A 17,200-nucleotide genomic window follows, 5' to 3' on the forward strand; every position below is an offset into this window, starting at 1 on the left:
CTGAATTGGGCGCAAACCCCCAAGAAAGAAATAATCGTTAACAGTATTCATGCGAGTAATTCATCCCGTTACTCGCATTGATCCTAACTTTAATTTAGGAGCCTGACTGATATTGGTGCCTGTCAAATATTGCAACAAAATAAATAACAAAGATAAAAATTTGAATATATTTTTTTTAGCTTGTTAATAGTTCCAAGCATAAATTTTTCACATACTGAAAACTTTTATCATCGCCTTATTTCATTATCTTGTAACGGATTGGGGCAAGGAATTGCCATTCCACTTGCATTCAATACAATTTTAGGTTCAGTGAAAGATGATATGGCCGGTATGGCATCTGGTGCTCTGAGTACTCTACAAATTGTAGGTACATCAACCGGTGTCACTATTGTTGGGACTATTTTGTTTTCAGTTTTATCTACATCAAGTGCTGATAACACCACTGAGCAGGCTTATGGTTATGCTCTGGCCATAGCAACTATCTATAACTCATTAGCGTCTTTGATAAGCCTGTTTTTATTTTCATATGCAACACGAGCAGCGACGTCCCCAAATGGGTTACAGAGAATGTGACAGAAAAAGTTGATAAAAACGTTTGATGCCAGTTTTCGTTCCGCTGAGCGTCAGATCTCATTAATTATTACCCTATTAATATATACTGATAAATTCGGCTCACTTTTATTTCAGTGAAAAATTGCCTAACACGTCTATTTTTCAGTAAGTTATTAAATAGAGATTATAGAGGACTTATGAGTATACCTTCATTTGGGGTTGGCACTTTTAGATTGTCAGGACAAACAGTTATTGATTCTGTCACTAACGCATTGGAATGCGGTTACAGAGCTATCGATACTGCACAAGTCTATGATAATGAATCTGAAGTGGGATTAGCCGTTTCACAAAGCCATATTGACAGAGAAGAGTTGTTTTTAACAACGAAAATTTGGGTTGATAATTATTCGAAAGATAAACTTATTCCCTCTTTAAAAGAGAGTCTGGACAAACTAAAAACAGATTATGTCGATTTAACTCTCATTCACTGGCCTGTTCCTGACGGAGAGGTTTCTCTTCGGGAATATATGGAAAGTTTGTTGGAAGCAAAGGAGCAAGGCTTAACTAAGCAGATAGGGATCTCTAATTTCAATATTGAATTAACAAAGCAAGCCATTGATGTCGTTGGCAATAATGTTATAGCGACCAATCAAATTGAATTAAGTCCGTATTTACAAAATCGTAAGTTGGTGGATTTTCTCAAATCCCAGAATATTCATGTAACTTCATATATGACACTTGCCTATGGAAAGGTCTTACAAGATCCCGTTTTAATTGCCATTGCGGATAAACATAATTCGACAGCTGCACAAGTTGCATTAGCCTGGGCGCTTAAATTAGGTTATTCGGTGATCCCGTCATCGACAAAACGGGAAAATCTCGCCAGTAATCTTCTGGCGCAAACGCTTAATCTTGATAATGACGATATGTCGGCGATTTACAATCTCGAAAAGAATGGGCGTATTGTCAGCCCGGATAAATTATCCCCTATCTGGGATGAGTGATTTTTATGTAAGAAGAGCTTTATGTAATAACATAAAGCTCTCAGTAAGTTAAGTGATACGATTTTAAATAATATAGCTAAATTATAAAGCCCGAAGGATTGAATCTACGCTCTCTTTAGCATCACCAAACAGCATTTGGGTGTTCTCTTTAAAAAAGAGCGGGTTTTGTACCCCGGCATAACCCGTATTCATAGAGCGCTTAAAGACAATCACATTTTGAGATTTCCAAACTTCCAATACAGGCATACCGGCAATTGGGCTGGAAGGATCGTCTTGGGCGGCAGGGTTTACGGTATCGTTGGCACCAATGACTAAAACGGTGTCTGTTTCAGAAAAATCATCGTTGATTTCATCCATCTCCAAAACAATATCGTAAGGTACTTTTGCTTCGGCCAGCAATACGTTCATATGGCCCGGCAAACGTCCAGCGACGGGGTGAATGCCGAAACGAACATTAACGCCCTTCTCCCGCAATTTCGCCGTAATGTCATGCACCGGGTATTGCGCTTGAGCGACAGCCATACCATAACCCGGAGTAATGATCACTGAGCTGGAATTTCTTAACAGTTCAGCGACGTCTTCCGCCGTTGTTTCGCGATATTCTCCCATCTCTTGTTCGTCACCGGATGAAACGCCATCTGTTCCAAAACCGCCGGCAATAACACTGATGAAAGAGCGATTCATCGCTTTACACATAATATAAGAAAGAATTGCCCCTGAAGAACCCACTAACGCCCCGGTTACAATCAGCAAATCGTTACTCAGCATGAAACCTGCGGCGGCGGCGGCCCAACCTGAATACGAGTTCAGCATCGAAATCACGACGGGCATATCTGCTCCCCCAATTGAGGCCACCAGATGCCAACCAAAAGCGAGTGCAATCAGGGTCATAAGCAATATTGTGAAAACTTGCAGGCCAACACTTTCTGATCTGATAAAGGTAATCATCAGGATCAGGGAAACGATCAACGCCGCCAGATTAAGTTTATGCCGGTGTGGTAGCATCAGTGGCTTGGAGGAAAGTTTCCCGCGCAATTTACCAAATGCTACGACTGAACCAGTAAATGTCACCGCACCAATGAATACACCGAGGAAAACTTCCGTCAGATGGATATTCTCCATGACCGGGGTGGCAAAAACATCATGGGTAATAAAGCTATTGAACCCTACCAATACTGCGGCCAAACCAACAAAACTGTGCAAAATGGCAACCAATTCCGGCATCTGGGTCATTTCGACTTTTTTAGCGAGACGAATGCCAATGACGGCACCGATGACCATCGCCAAGATAATCCAGCCAATTTTACCTGCGTCAGGGCCAAGAATTGTCGCAATCAACGCAATCGCCATCCCGACAATACCGAAAATGTTACCTCGTTTGGCGCTTTCATGGCGGGAAAGCCCGGCGAGACTGAAAATGAATAAAATGGCGGCAACAATGTATGCCGCTATGACTACTCCGTTCGACATAAGTTACCCCTTACCCTTTACGAAACATTTTCAGCATACGTTGAGTGACCGTAAAGCCACCGAAAATATTAATGCTGGCGATCAAAATGGCAATAAATGAGAAGAAACTTACCCATCCCCCTTCACCAATTTGCAATACCGCACCGACCACGATAATGCCTGAAATTGCATTGGTGACAGACATTAATGGTGTATGCAATGAGTGGCTGACATTCCAGACAACGTAGTAACCTACGATGCAAGACAAGGCAAATACGGTGAAATGGGATAAGAACTCCTTCGGTGCCACATCTGCCAACCAACCATACAGAATGATGGCCAAGGCCAGTAATCCATATTTCAGCCACGGAGATTTTGGGGATTCAACCGGTTTATCTTCTTTTTTCAGCGGCGCAGGTTTAACTACAGGCTGAGCTGAAACTTGAATGGGTGGCGCGGGCCAGGTAATTTCTCCTTGTTTCACAACCGTAACGCCGCGAATGACAACATCTTCGAAATCTATAGTGATTTCGCCGTTTTTCTCTTTGCAGAGTAATTTCAGCAAATTAACTAGGTTTGTCCCGTAAAGCTGTGATGATTGAGTGGGGAGACGGCTGGGTAAATCGGTATAGCCAATAATTTTGACACCATTGGATGTCACGACAAGTTGGTCAGCCTGTGTGTATTCGCAATTCCCGCCATTTTGTGCGGCCAAATCGACAACCACACTGCCGGGCTTCATGGAATCAACCATTTCTTTAGTGATAAGTTTCGGTGCGGGTTTGCCCGGGATAAGTGCCGTGGTAACGATGATATCGACATCTTTTGCCTGCGCGGCAAACAACTCCATTTCTGCTTTAATAAAGGCTTCGGACATTACTTTGGCATAGCCATCGCCGCTGCCGGCTTCTTCTTTAAAATCTAATTCTAAAAATTCAGCGCCCATACTTTGTACTTGTTCTTTAACTTCCGGACGCGTATCAAAAGCACGAACGATGGCGCCAAGGCTGCCCGCCGCTCCAACTGCCGCCAGGCCAGCGACACCAGCGCCAATAATCATCACCTTCGCTGGTGGTATTTTACCTGCTGCTGTGATTTGCCCAGTGAAAAAACGGCCAAATTCATGGGCTGCTTCAACAATGGCACGGTAACCTGCAATATTCGCCATTGAGCTGAGAGCATCTAAAGATTGTGCCCGAGAGATCCGAGGCACTGAATCCATCGCCAAAACAGTTATCTGACGTTCTGATAATTTTGCGAGTAATTCTGGATTTTGTGCCGGCCAGATAAAACTAACTAGTGTGGCTCCTGCTTTCATTAAAGCTATTTCATTATCTTCAGGAGCATTGACTTTAAAAATAATGTCTGATTGCCAAACTTGATGATGTTCTGCAATTTCAGCCCCGGCTTTTTGATAAGCGGCATCATCAAAACTGGCGAGTTTCCCAGCTCCCGCTTCTACTGAAACAGTAAACCCCAACTTACGCAACTGCTCCACAGTTGATGGTGTGGCAGCAACGCGAGCTTCATTTAAGAGCCGCTCTTTTGGTACACCAATATGCATAATGTTTCCTTCTCTAAGAATGAAATATATTGCCGATTATTACCTGTTGAAGCCTCTTTAACGATTAGTTTGATGTTATTGCTGGTATCAGCAAAATCTATCAAAAAAATGGTAACGCTATAAAATACTACTTTGGAATACTATCAACTTATAAATACTGTCAACCTCAAAATACTACCCATGTGAAAATATTATCAATGATGTAATTAGCTTTGAAGTAGCCAACAAAACAACAAAATCAGAACCTACCTATCAATATCACGATTGGTACATTTGCAGAATAGATATTACTGCGTCTTGAGACAAAAAACGTACTTGGCTCAATCCACCGCCCTTTTTCACTTATCCTTGCGTTGTGCACAATGATCTCCTTCAAATGTAAGTGATATATTTAAAGATAAGGTGGTTTACACCCTAATAGTATCTGTTGGAAAAAGAAGGATTTTCGCCAACACAAAAATACCAGTACCCGCAATTAGGCACGCATTGTGAATTGACTATGACATACAAGAATCATCAAAGTATTTGGACATTTTTAAAATTACATATAATAATTGCGCCCTATGTGAGATAGAACCATAACAATGTTCAGCACGTTATAAATATTTTAATGCGCAAGAAGGCGAAAGGATTTTTTATGAAGCTGAAGACAACGATCATCGCTACCACGGTGTTCTCATTAATGTCGATTACTGCTGCACATGCGGCCAAAGAATTAACTCCAGAACAAGCCGCTGAGCTCAAACCTTTCGAGCGAATCGCAGTTACTGGACGTTTCAATGCAATCTATGAAGCTGCTGATGCTGTTTCCCGTCAGGCCGATAAAAAAGGCGCTGAAAGCTTTTATATCCAGAGCCTGGACGATCTCAATGGGCGTGGTAATTTGCGCGTTGTAGCCGATTTGTATCATAAAGATGCAGAGAAAGCAGATAAAACAAAAAATTATCGTGTCTATCGTGGCATTAAAGAATTACCTAAAACTGAAGCAGTCACTTTAGAGCCTTTTGATACTGTCACTATCAGAGGTTATTACCCAACCGATCCTGATCTGAAAGAAGCCATTGCCAAAGCTGCCAAGAAGAAAGATGCCGCATCTTTCTTTATCGTTCGTGACATTACACCAAATAATGGTGGGAACCAGATAGTCACAGCATATGTTTATAAAGAAGATGCACCGAAGCGCAAAATTCAATCCGAAGATGCCGTAATCCCTGCTGATTCCGATGCTGGCCGTCAGGCTCTGGCACAAGGTGGGGAAGAAGCCAAAAAAGTAGAAATACCGGGTGTCGCCTCTTCCACTTCAACCAGCAATGCGATCGGTCGCTTTTTTGAAACCCAGACATCAAAAGGCGGGCGTTACACTGTAACCTTGCCTAATGGTACAAAAATCCAAGAGCTGAACAAAGCATCTGCTGCTCAAATGGTTCCATTTGATTCCGTCACTTTCTCTGGCTATTACACGACAGCTCCTGAAGTTTCTTATCAGGTCGCCAAACGTGCTGCAGAAAAAGGGGCCAAGTATTATCATGTTACGAGAGAATGGCAATCCAATGGTGGTAATGTCACCATCAGTGCTGATTTATTCAAATAATCAGCAGATAAACCCTTGAGTTATCAAAGAGGCACAAATCACTCATTTGTGCCTCTTTTCATTGGAGGATTCAACTTCCTGCACTAATTCATTTTCTTACACCCTTAGATAATATTATGCATAAAATTTATGTTTTTTTGCATAGTCACCCATTGCATACACCGCACTCACTCCGTAGAATTCCCCTGTTTTTAGATTTATCTACTAAATCTTTTCTGCAATCCATAGCATGGATGCAATAAATGTCCAATATGTGTTCGATATTCAGAACAAGTGTTCTGGCTAATCGTGTCGATTATATTATTTTTAGGAACGTATCTTTGGAAAAGAAATTAGGCCTCACTTCTCTGACAGCACTGGTGCTCAGCTCGATGGTTGGTGCGGGTGTGTTCAGCTTGCCACAGAACATGGCTCAGGTTGGCAGTCCTGCTGCTCTTATGATTGGTTGGGGAATAACAGGCATAGGTATTCTCTTTTTAGCCACTTCTTTGCTTTTACTTTCGCGTCTTCGTCCTGATTTAGACAGCGGCATTTTTACTTATGCCCGGGAAGGGTTTGGGGAGTTAGTTGGATTCTGTTCGGCGTGGGGATATTGGTTCTGTGCCATTATTGCCAACGTTTCTTATTTAGTTATTGTGTTCTCAGCATTGAGTTTTTTCACTGATACTGAACATTCTGTGATTTTCGGTGATGGTAATACGTGGCAATCGTTGATTGGTGAATCAATTTTACTTTGGTTTGTCCATTGGTTGGTGCTCCGTGGTGTTCAGACAGCCGCAGGAGTTAACCAGTTGGCTACAATGGCAAAATTATTGCCACTCGGTATTTTTATTGTTCTGGCAATTATCGCCTTTAAAATGGATGTGTTCTCTTTTGACTTTACCGGCGTTGAAATGGGTGTTCCCGTTTGGCAGCAGGTTAAGGATACGATGCTAATCACTTTGTGGGTTTTCATCGGTGTTGAAGGAGCGGTTGTTGTTTCCGCACGAGCCAAAAAACGCAAAGATATTGGCCTTGCCACTGTGTTGGCTGTTATTTCCGCATTAAGTGTTTATATACTCGTTACCCTGCTCTCGCTAGGTTTAGTCACCAGACCTGAATTAGCGGCCATGCGCAATCCTTCAATGGCTAATCTTATGGTCGACTTGATGGGTTCCGCAGGTGAAGTTGTCATTATTGGTGGGTTAATCATTTCCGTCTGTGGGGCTTATTTAAGTTGGACAATCATGGCAGCAGAGGTGCCATTTATTGCCGCCTTGCACGGTACATTTCCCAAAGTATTCAACCAGCAAAACAGCAAAAAAGCCCCGGTTTCATCTCTCTGGATCACAAACGGAGCTGTTCAGCTCTCTTTGATTGTCATCTGGATAAGCGGCAGTAATTACAATACATTGCTTGCGATTGCTTCAGAGATGATTCTTGTGCCCTACTTTCTTGTTGGTGCATTTTTAGTAAAAGTGGCATTTGAACGTACCAGCCGAGCTTTATTGTCTATCGCTGTGGGCGCCTGTATTTATGGGTTATGGCTGATTTATGCTTCAGGATTAACGAATTTGCTCCTTTCAGTTGTGCTGTACGCTCCAGGGTTGTTGGTTTTTCTATATGCCCGTAGGCAAAATGATGAAAAAACACCGCTTAATATAATGGAAAAGTCAGCTATCGTGATTTTAATTATTACAGCAATTCCTTCCACATGGGTCTTAATGCACTGATTGAGGCTTGTTCTATCGTATTTCGTAGATACAAATTATTCTAACCATTCTATTCAGAAGTCAATATTCAAGAGGAGAACTTCCATTCTCCTCTTATTTTTTGTTCGAAATACGCTGAAAAACTAACTCAAACCGGTTAGTGTTTTTATCTGGTATATCAAAAAAAAGTAGATATTTGCACCGGAACTTAAACACCCTATCACACATTTACCTGATTTTTTTCCATGTAATGGATTTTTTAAATTCAGATTATGGAGCTATTTTTTGTACTTTCATGGTGCAGGATCTTGAGTTTTTGTTTGTTGTTACATGTATGTGTTTTGTTGGTATAAATAAGTATGTTGTAACTAATAAAGGAGAAATCTGAACATATCACACCCAATACATAAGCATTTATTCTGCTTTTATTTGGTTTTACTTTTTATTAAAAATAAATAACGTTATTAGCCACAAAAATTGTAAGAGATATTATTAATAACAAGTTAACTTTATATAGATAAAGCCGCTGAGTATTTGACTTAGGGTCTGTAGCAAAGGCTAACTTAGATGAAATGTTCAATGTAAAAACCAGAAGAACAAGAACCGATCACAAATGCATAATATTTACTTAAAAATGTAGCAAAAAAGACAAATTAAAGAAATATATGTATTTATTTGCATATTTATTTTTATAGAAAATCGTCAATTAATAGTTAATCTTATAAAACAGAATAAAAGTTCATTTTACGTTCAAAAAACACACTGTTTTATGAATAACAATACTAATAATGTTTACTTTACAGATAAAAAATTCAAAGAATGTGTTTAGTCGAGTTATTATTTTGAACTTTGTTAATTACTCGCTACTATATTCTTCGCCTTACCTGTATATAAAGGAACATCAATTGTTGTTTCTTTGTTATTTTAACGATGTAAGTTCGCAAAAATGACTTGCTGTATTTATGTACGGCTTTAACGCTAATTCAATAAACTATTTCTCTGACGTATAAGTACGCCAGAGATGGAACGTATTAAAAAATGAAAACCAAACTAATTATTTCATCTTTATTTGTTTCATCTGTATTAATGTCTACCGCTCATGCTGCTGATGGACAAGTTAAATTCACAGGGAAAGTTACAGCTTCTGCATGTAAAGTAGACTCTGGTTCACTCGATCAAACTGTGAATCTGGGAACTATTAGTGCAAGTTCCTTCAATGGTATTCACAGTACCTCTGCCCCTACGCGTTTTAGTATTAAATTAACTGACTGCCCGACGGAATATAAAGAAGCTCAGGTTAAATTTGATGGGCAAACAGACAGAAGTAACAGCAGATTATTAGCTTTAACCAGTAAAACAGGTGCGGCAGTTGCCAGAGGTGTTGCAATTGCACTTTATGAAGACAATGGTAGCTCTTTAATAAACATGGCTGAAAGCTCACGCCCTCAGAGTTTGAGTGGTCAGAAAACTGATGAATTGAGTTTTGTTGCTAAATACATTGCTACTACGACTAAAGTAGAGCCAGGTGCTGGTGATGCAGTAGCTAACTTTACTATTACCTATAACTAAGCTCACTAATTACAAAAAAATCCTAACGCCAAAAGGAACCAATGGCAAGGATGCCAAAGCAATACAGTTCGTTTTAGCTGGTTGAAAAAACACATTTATCAATGACTTTTTGATTACATTTATTTATTAATAAATATAAAAAATAATTTTTATTTGGAGTTATCACTTTGAAATACTTTCGCGTTTTTATTTTTATTTTCATCTGCATCTTCGGCATTAATACTTCTTTTGCGGGAGTCGTAATTGGCGGCACTCGTGTTATTTATATCAGTAATCAAAAAGAAGCATCTATTTCCATTAGCAATCCAGAGACAGATATTTCTTATCTCATCCAATCTTGGGTTCAAGACGAACACGATGAGACTAAAACGCCTTTTATTATTACTCCCCCACTTTTTAAATTAACAAGTGGAAATGAGAATATTTTACGAATTGTCAAAACTGGAAATAATTTACCTGAGGATAGGGAATCTTTATTCTGGCTCAATGTTAAATCCATCCCTTCTACGACTAAGTCAGAGCAAAATCAACTGCAAATTACAGTAAAATCACGCTTTAAGCTCTTCTATCGCCCCGCCGAGTTAGCTGAAGGTGCTGCAACTGCCTATAAGGCTCTGAAATTTAAAACCGACGGACACAAGTTGATTGCCGAAAATCCGACACCTTACTACGTCTCTTTTACTGAATTATCTGCCGGCAATGGCACAAAAAATTATGAAATAAAATCCCCTGGCATGATCTCGCCATTTGGGAAATTAAGCTGGGGTGTACCGAGTAAAAGCATCAGCCAAGTCACTTGGAAAACCATTAATGATTTTGGCGGTGTGACGTCAGAAGAAAAACAGACATTTTGAGAAATAACCTCTACCACTTATATACCCAATAAATTTCAAGGGGCTCCCTGAAAGATAGCGGGTATATTAAAAATTAGAAAATTATCATGGATAACTACCGTCATTATCTTCAACAAAATTTTTCTGATTATTGGGTGTTGTTTATCAAGCTACGCTTGCACGGCCTCTATTCTGTAAAAATAAATTATTGCCGGGCGTTCTTTTGTGCATTGTTCATTATTTGTTTTTTGGCTTATACCAATAAAGCTTACACTGAAGAGTATTTCAATATTAATGCCTTGGAAACCCATTCAGGTTTACCAGAGGATATTGATTTATCTCTTTTTACTCAAGATGAACAACAGCCACCCGGCCGCTATTGGGTAGATATCTATCTCAATCGGGAGAAAGTAGATACCGGGAATATCGATTTTATTATTGTAAACCACAAATTATCGCCAAGATTTAAGGTACAAAAACTTAAAGAAATGGGCGTTAATATCGAATCGCTTCCTTTGCTGCGTGATTTACCTCAGGATTCGGAACTTGATGATATTGGCCAATATATTTCAGCGGCATCATCTTCCTTTGATTTCAAACATCAACGACTAGATCTCAGCATTCCGCAAGCAGCATTGAATCGTCAGGCCAGAGATTATGTCCCTCCGCATTTATGGGAGCAGGGTCTGACCTCCTTAATGGTCAATTATAATTATAGCGGTTCCATGACCTGGCAAGACTCTCAACCAGGTACAACAAAAAATCATTTTCTTAATGTCAGGACAGGTGCCAACTGGGATGCATGGCGTTTACGGAATCATTCTACTTACAGCAGTCAGGATAAAAAATGGCAACATTTCAATACTTATCTGCAACGCGATATTCATGCATTGAAAAGCCAGCTAACATTCGGGGATAGTTACACCCCTTCCCCCATTTTTGATGGCTTTCAGTTTCGCGGAATGCAGTTGGTTTCTGATGACAGTATGCTGCCTGACAGCCAGAAAGGGTTTGCGCCGACGATCAGAGGTATTGCACAAAGTAATGCTCAGGTCATCATTAAGCAAAATGGTTACACTATTTATGAATCTTATGTTTCCCCCGGGCCTTTTATTATCAATGACCTTTATCCAACAACGTCTACCGGCGATCTGGAAGTTATTGTCAAAGAAGCTGATGGGAAAGAGCACCGTTCTGTGCAAGCATTTTCGACTGTACCCATTATGCTCCGGGAAAACAGCCTACGGCATTCGTTGGCCTTGGGAAAATACAAATCCAATTCCCCTCACGGTAAAGAACCTTATTTTATGCAGGGGACGCTGATATACGGCATTTCCAATGATGTCACGGCATATGGCGGGGCGACAATATCGAAGGATTATCAATCCATTGCGTTGGGCGCTGGTTATAACCTCTATGATTGGGGTTCAATTTCTTTTGATGCGACTTATGCCAAAACCAATTCAATATCTAACGGCAACTATTATGGTCAATCCTATCGTTTCCAATATGCCAAAGATATCTCTCAGACGGGGACTAATCTCTCCCTTGCCGGATATCGTTATTCAACGCAAGATTTTTACGATTTTAAAGAAGCAAATGAATTGGTGAATGCCAATGGCAAAGACCTCAGCAACGGCAGCAATAAGCGCAGTAAATTGCAGCTTTACATCAACCAACCGTTAAGGGATTGGGGTTCTGTTTATTTATCAGCTTTACAGCAAGATTATTGGCACCAAAAAGGTTATGAAAAAAATATCAGTGCAGGCTACAGCTCGAATTACAATTCAATCAACTATAGCCTGAGCTATTCCTACAATGCTTTCCCGAGTGCGAATCGTAATGAGCAGATTGTATCTTTGAGCGTTCAAATCCCTCTTGACCGATGGTTAAAAAACAGCTGGGTGAGCTACAACATGACAAGTAGTAAAAACAGTGACATGTCTCACCAAGTCAGCTTAAACGGGACGGCTCTTGAGGATAACAAACTGACTTATGGTATTCAGCAAAATTACACCAGCCACGATAAAGATGTTGGCGGAAATATTACTGCGGAATACAAAGGTGCCTATAGTCAGGTCAACGCTGGCTACAGTTACAATAACTATTTCAAGCAACTGACTTATGGTTTAAATGGCGGCATAGTTGTCCACCCTTATGGTGTCACTCTTTCACAATCTTTGGGGGATACACTGGTATTAGTGCGGGCGAACGGCGCTAAAGGAATTAAAGTACAAAACCATACCGGCATTAAGACGGACTGGAAAGGTCATGCCATTGTACCTTATGTCAGCAGCTACCGGAAAAACCGTATTGCTCTGGATACTCATTCAATGGGCAATGATGTTGATATTGATATCAATACCCAAACTATTTTCCCAACCCGTGGCTCACTGACTTTGGCCAATTTTCAGACGCGCATTGGTCACCGTGTGTTATTGACCTTGTCTCACAAAGGCAAAGAAGTTCCGTTTGGTGCAACTGCAACGTTAGAACAACATGATGAAAAAGATGAACCCAATAGCGCGATTGTCAGCAATGACGGGCAGGCATATCTCAGCGGTATACCTGATTCAGGTCAAATATGGGTGAAATGGGGCCAAAAAGGAACTCAGGAATGCCGGGTAAATTACCAACTTCCAGATAAAACACCTGAATCGGGGTTATACACGTTAAACGCGGCTTGTGAATAAAAAAAATCGAAAATTTATTTCATATCAAATTATCTCATTGAAATACTATGGAAATTATTTATGACCAGTAGATTCAAGTTATTATTGCTGAGTGTGTTTATCCTCGGCATGATAAGCAGTTTTGCCACTCAGGCAGGAAATCATTGCAGGTATGCTCCTGGTTTTACGGCCAAAACAACAGGCGTCTCTTTTGGTGATATTGTGATCCCAAGGAATTATCCCATCGGGACAACTATCAAAGAAATTTACCTTGATGAAGTGGATGTACAAGGTTATCTCGCCTTCTGTGATTATCAGACCTCAGCCACATGGGATGAACCCGCACTTAATCGAGCACATTATAACTATGACGCAATTTATGAATCTGGCATACCCGGCGTTGGTATCCGTATCAATACTTGGGGGCCTGGTTTTGGTATCGATTGGTTACCCAGAAAGGCATATCCTGCACAATATTGCTACCCAGTTGATGGGTTTTACCGCAAAGTGCCCTATTGCGGTAAAACATTTGGCTATTTAACGGTGCAACTAATAAAAATTGCCCCGACAACTGGCTCAGGCATGATGGAAAATAGGCTGCTTACCAGAGCTAGATTAGGCCATGATATTACTATGCATACTTTTTATCTGACCAATACCCGTATCATTACTCAAGGCTGTTCCCTTACACAAAGCACGACCTTCGTTAATATGGGTGAAGTCAAAACCAGTGATTTTCGTGGTGTTAATAGCACAGCAGGATTAAAGAATTTCAATTTGGATGTAGATTGTGACGCCAATCTGCATGTTGGTGTTGAATTGGACGGGCGCCCAGCAAAAAATTACTCCAATAACATTTGGGCGTTGGATTACAGTAGTGACAACGTCACGGCAACGGGTATTGGTTTACAGATTTTGTTATTCAATAAACCATTAGATATGCGTGAACCTATTCTGCTCCGCCCTAGCCGCGCCGTAAGACATTTCTCTATTCCATTACAGGCGCGTTATATTCAAACTGATGCGCGTATTACCCCCGGTAAGGCTGATGCAACCGCCACCGTTATCCTTACTTATCAATAGGTTATATAATTTACCCTTAACCCTGCTAAATTTAGCGGGGTTAAGGAAATATTACCTTAGAATGCGAAACTCCATTACTAATCTCGATCGATTCAAAATTCAGGAAAAATCGCATGGTAAGCTTATGGCATGGCGCTGGCTCTCGCCAGTACTGGTATTGCCTATCCCGTTTTCAAAAACCGCAAGACACTCAATTGCGATAAGGAACTAATGCCATCGTGAAAGCGATTTGCGCCAAAAGCGACAATCACTATCATCGCGCCAGAGGACTCCTTACACCTCCGAATTCTCAGTGGCGGCTTTACGCGCTTTGCGGTCTGTCCATCCGTCATACAGCCTGGTCGCCATGAAAGCAGCTTTGAGAGCACACCACTGAAATGGCTCAGGCAGCGTGGAAGGGATCTTGTGATCCAACGCTGTAAGAAGTGCGCTTTCAGCACCGTCAATTCTCTCGGCAAGAAGCTGCCCGATGAGCGAATGGGTGGCAAGCCCATGACCTGAACAGCCAGCCACATAGAAGATGTTTTGCTGCTTCCCACTTGTGCCAATCACAGGCAGCAGGTCATATGCCCCGCTGACGTAGCCACTCCAGCAGTGTTGGATACCAAGGCCTCGTAGGTTGGGATAGCGCTCACGCAACGTCTGTGCCAATGCAGCATAAGCTCTGTTATCCGGCACGTTGGGGGTCTTTGAACCGTAGACGTAATTCAATTTTTTGACAGTCAACACCATCGTGTTGTGTGCCGTCAGACGATGGCTTTCCATGGTTATGTGCGGCGTGATGATACCCTCCCGGCCGTGCCAACCGAGCGATGCTAATTGCTTCGGGGACAGTGGCTGGGTTTCAATCGCCGAGACTCGTATCGGCGCAATCTTGTCACGCAACAACCCCAATTGTGGCGTAAAAGCATTGGTCGTCAGCACCATGATTGGCGCGCTTGCACTGCCGCGAGCGGTCTTGCAGGTGATGGTCGGCCCCTCGCTGTAGGAGAGGAGCGGCGTTTTTTCGTACAGCCTCACCCCTACCTGGATTGCTGCACGGCGCAAACCGCTTACATATTTCCCCGGATTGAGCGTACCTCCGCGCTGCTCGCTACCAAACAGAAAGGCAGGAGGAATCCCTCGGGCACGCATCTCGGTTTGGTCTACAAAGCGAGTAACTGAACCCAGTTCAAGTCCGATCTCCATACTTCGACGCAGCCACTTTTCCTGCGAGGGATGCACGGCAGCCCGGATGATGCCGGAAGGGTTGTAATCGCACTTGATGCCCAATTCGATCAGACGCCTCTCGACGTAACACACAGCCTCGTCGTAGAAGCTGATGAACTTCCTTGCGTGTTCAAGACCGACGCGCTTGACGAACATTTCGAACTCAATCCCCATGCTGCCAAGCAGATAGCCAGCATTACGCCCGCTGGCACCGAAGCCACCAAACTCCTGTTCCAACACTATGACTTTCGCACCACGAGCGGTCAGTTCAAGGGCCGTGGACAGGCCGGCAAAACCTGCCCCGACCACGATGACATCAGCATTAACAGTGCCTTCCAGTTCTGGTTGTAGATCGCTGGGCTGCTCTACCCAGCCACCAAGAAGGCGAAACCGCATAGATCCGGGATTGCTGCTGGTCACTTCTTCATTTCTACGCTTCATTTGCTCCCTCCCCCTCATTGCTTCACAGTGCGTTCAATTTTAAGAAAAGCCAGTTTAGAAAATATGGCAAAACAGAGCTTAGGCTTTACGTGCTCAGGAAATTGCAATGCTTAAACAGAGTTGAGGTTAATCATGGATGAATAGGAACGTATTCAGCATATTGTTTGTTCATTGAGCCGCAAGACGGCCAATCAGAGTACTGTGCCCAGAAAGCGGTCAAATACTATATCGGCGTTGTCTGCCCTGCGTGAGTATGGCCGGTTAGTTGAATGTATTTATGTTGCTTGAATACGTGGACAGTCAAACACTGAGACAATTTGTGCAACAGGCATTGAATCGTCGGAGGAGAAGCTTATCATCAGCTTATTTTTTTACAGCCCCACCTACTGTTAGCTCTTTCTTTTCAAGAGCTGGACAGGTGTCACAATAATTTTTGGAGGACTTATATAATTGGTTATTTTTACAAAATATGCCATTGGCAGATGCTAAATTATTACAACACATTCTGATTGGTTCACACGTGACATCATCACACATTGTAAGTTTCGTGGCGTCTATTACCAGTTGATTCACCATATCGGGAATGACAATATTACTGATTTTCCCTTGGTCTCTATAATTAGGGTTAAGAACCGTGCCTAACATTTCATATGAGTTAACATTTTCAATCTCACCACATTTATCATAATCAGCGGTGATTCTATATAATGTAGCAGATTCTATTTGTTGCGTATTAATAGCCCGTATAGCAGCCCACTCTTGCTCTTCTCCGAACTCATTACGTACATTAGAATAAATACTTCTGCTTGTTTTATTTCTAGCGTTTTGCATACCATAATTAAGTGATTCATTAATAGAATGAAAGTTCCCGCTGGGTCTTATACGATAAACCCAAAACATTCTACTTCTATTAGTATCTTCATCTTTACCTGCCCTGCTAGCTCCAAAATATTGTGCGATGCTTAATTCACTACTTGTGGATATATATGCTGAATCACCCTTAATTTCAATTACATGATTTATTACATCAGTGTTTGTTCCTTTGCTGCTAAATCCTTCTGAGAAAATAGTTGCTACATCCCTAACATCTCCTCTATAAACTATATCTGGAGGAGTAATGGCATAAGCTAAATTTATTGATGCAATAAGAAAATTAAGTAAAAGATAATTTATAAAGTCCTTAATGTTAATTTTTGCAATCATGAAATCACCATTTACTTTTTGAAGATTGAGATTGAAATAGCACCATTTGAACCTGTGAGCTTGCCCTTTTCTTCGATGAAATCATCGAAAATGGGTTCGCTTGGAGACAAATTGAATTTTTTGTAGCTGATGGTAAGGGTGTTTAGCTATGATTAAATAAGTATGTTGTAACTAATGCAAGGCATTTTAGAATAGCCATTCTATCAATAGAATCAGTGGATTAATTTCTTTGCACCCTCATCATAACGGCAATCATGATATCACCTCACAATGTTTGCATTTAAACTATATTGACATAAATAGTATACACAAAAATAAATAAACAATTTTAAACAAAGA

General features: G+C 41.3%; 12 protein-coding genes. 8 read left to right on the forward strand and 4 right to left on the reverse strand.

The genetic code is table 11. The features are described 5' to 3' along the window. Positions 1-258 precede the first annotated feature (258 nt). Both FE392_RS11850 and dkgB read left to right on the forward strand, forming a co-directional pair. Complete coding sequence (locus FE392_RS11850; protein ID WP_319930434.1) at positions 259-573, forward strand: MFS transporter; 315 nt, start codon at positions 259-261, stop codon at positions 571-573. Positions 574-749: 176 nt separating this feature from the next. After that, the gene (dkgB, locus tag FE392_RS11855; protein ID WP_319930435.1) at positions 750-1,556 is read left to right on the forward strand and encodes a 2,5-didehydrogluconate reductase DkgB; all 807 of its coding nucleotides are present in this window, start codon (positions 750-752) and stop codon (positions 1,554-1,556) included. Between the two features lie 81 nt (positions 1,557-1,637). Here dkgB and pntB read toward each other — a convergent pair whose 3' ends face one another. Further along, positions 1,638-3,026, reverse strand: a complete 1,389-nt coding sequence (pntB, locus tag FE392_RS11860) for a Re/Si-specific NAD(P)(+) transhydrogenase subunit beta (protein WP_319930436.1) — start codon at positions 3,024-3,026, stop codon at positions 1,638-1,640. 10 nt (positions 3,027-3,036) lie between these two features. Further along, entirely contained in the window at positions 3,037-4,569 is a 1,533-nt protein-coding gene (gene pntA / locus FE392_RS11865) for a Re/Si-specific NAD(P)(+) transhydrogenase subunit alpha (protein WP_319930437.1), read from the reverse strand. A gap of 637 nt (positions 4,570-5,206) precedes the next feature. Here pntA and ydgH point away from each other — a divergent pair. The 6 genes from ydgH (at position 5,207) to FE392_RS11895 (ending at position 14,008) form a co-directional block, all read left to right on the forward strand. Continuing rightward, on the forward strand, positions 5,207-6,160 hold the full coding sequence (gene ydgH / locus FE392_RS11870; protein WP_319930438.1) for a DUF1471 family protein YdgH: 954 nt from the start codon (positions 5,207-5,209) through the stop codon (positions 6,158-6,160). A gap of 320 nt (positions 6,161-6,480) precedes the next feature. Next, positions 6,481-7,872 (forward strand): basic amino acid/polyamine antiporter, encoded by a 1,392-nt coding sequence (locus tag FE392_RS11875; RefSeq protein WP_319930439.1) that lies wholly within the window; start codon positions 6,481-6,483, stop codon positions 7,870-7,872. 1,017 nt (positions 7,873-8,889) lie between these two features. Beyond that, positions 8,890-9,420: a fimbrial protein gene (locus FE392_RS11880; RefSeq protein WP_319930440.1), complete on the forward strand. Its 531-nt coding sequence runs from the start codon at positions 8,890-8,892 to the stop codon at positions 9,418-9,420. Positions 9,421-9,587: 167 nt separating this feature from the next. Beyond that, a complete protein-coding gene (locus FE392_RS11885) occupies positions 9,588-10,274 on the forward strand; it encodes a fimbrial biogenesis chaperone (protein WP_319930441.1) in 687 nt (228 codons plus the stop codon). An 86-nt stretch (positions 10,275-10,360) separates the two neighbouring features. After that, positions 10,361-12,946 carry a fimbria/pilus outer membrane usher protein gene (locus tag FE392_RS11890; RefSeq protein WP_319930442.1) on the forward strand — a complete coding sequence of 862 codons (2,586 nt, stop codon included), beginning with the start codon at positions 10,361-10,363 and terminating at the stop codon, positions 12,944-12,946. A 60-nt stretch (positions 12,947-13,006) separates the two neighbouring features. Next, entirely contained in the window at positions 13,007-14,008 is a 1,002-nt protein-coding gene (locus FE392_RS11895; protein WP_319930443.1) for a fimbrial protein, read from the forward strand. A 273-nt stretch (positions 14,009-14,281) separates the two neighbouring features. On the opposite strand, the gene FE392_RS11900 is transcribed toward FE392_RS11895, so the two are convergent. Both FE392_RS11900 and FE392_RS11905 read right to left on the reverse strand, forming a co-directional pair. Beyond that, complete coding sequence (locus FE392_RS11900; protein WP_319930444.1) at positions 14,282-15,658, reverse strand: NAD(P)/FAD-dependent oxidoreductase; 1,377 nt, start codon at positions 15,656-15,658, stop codon at positions 14,282-14,284. 363 nt (positions 15,659-16,021) lie between these two features. Beyond that, the gene (locus FE392_RS11905) at positions 16,022-16,861 is read right to left on the reverse strand and encodes a hypothetical protein (protein ID WP_319930445.1); all 840 of its coding nucleotides are present in this window, start codon (positions 16,859-16,861) and stop codon (positions 16,022-16,024) included. Positions 16,862-17,200: the final 339 nt, after the last annotated feature.

The organism is Xenorhabdus santafensis (genome assembly GCF_033949405.1).
GTDB lineage: Bacteria > Pseudomonadota > Gammaproteobacteria > Enterobacterales > Enterobacteriaceae > Xenorhabdus > Xenorhabdus santafensis.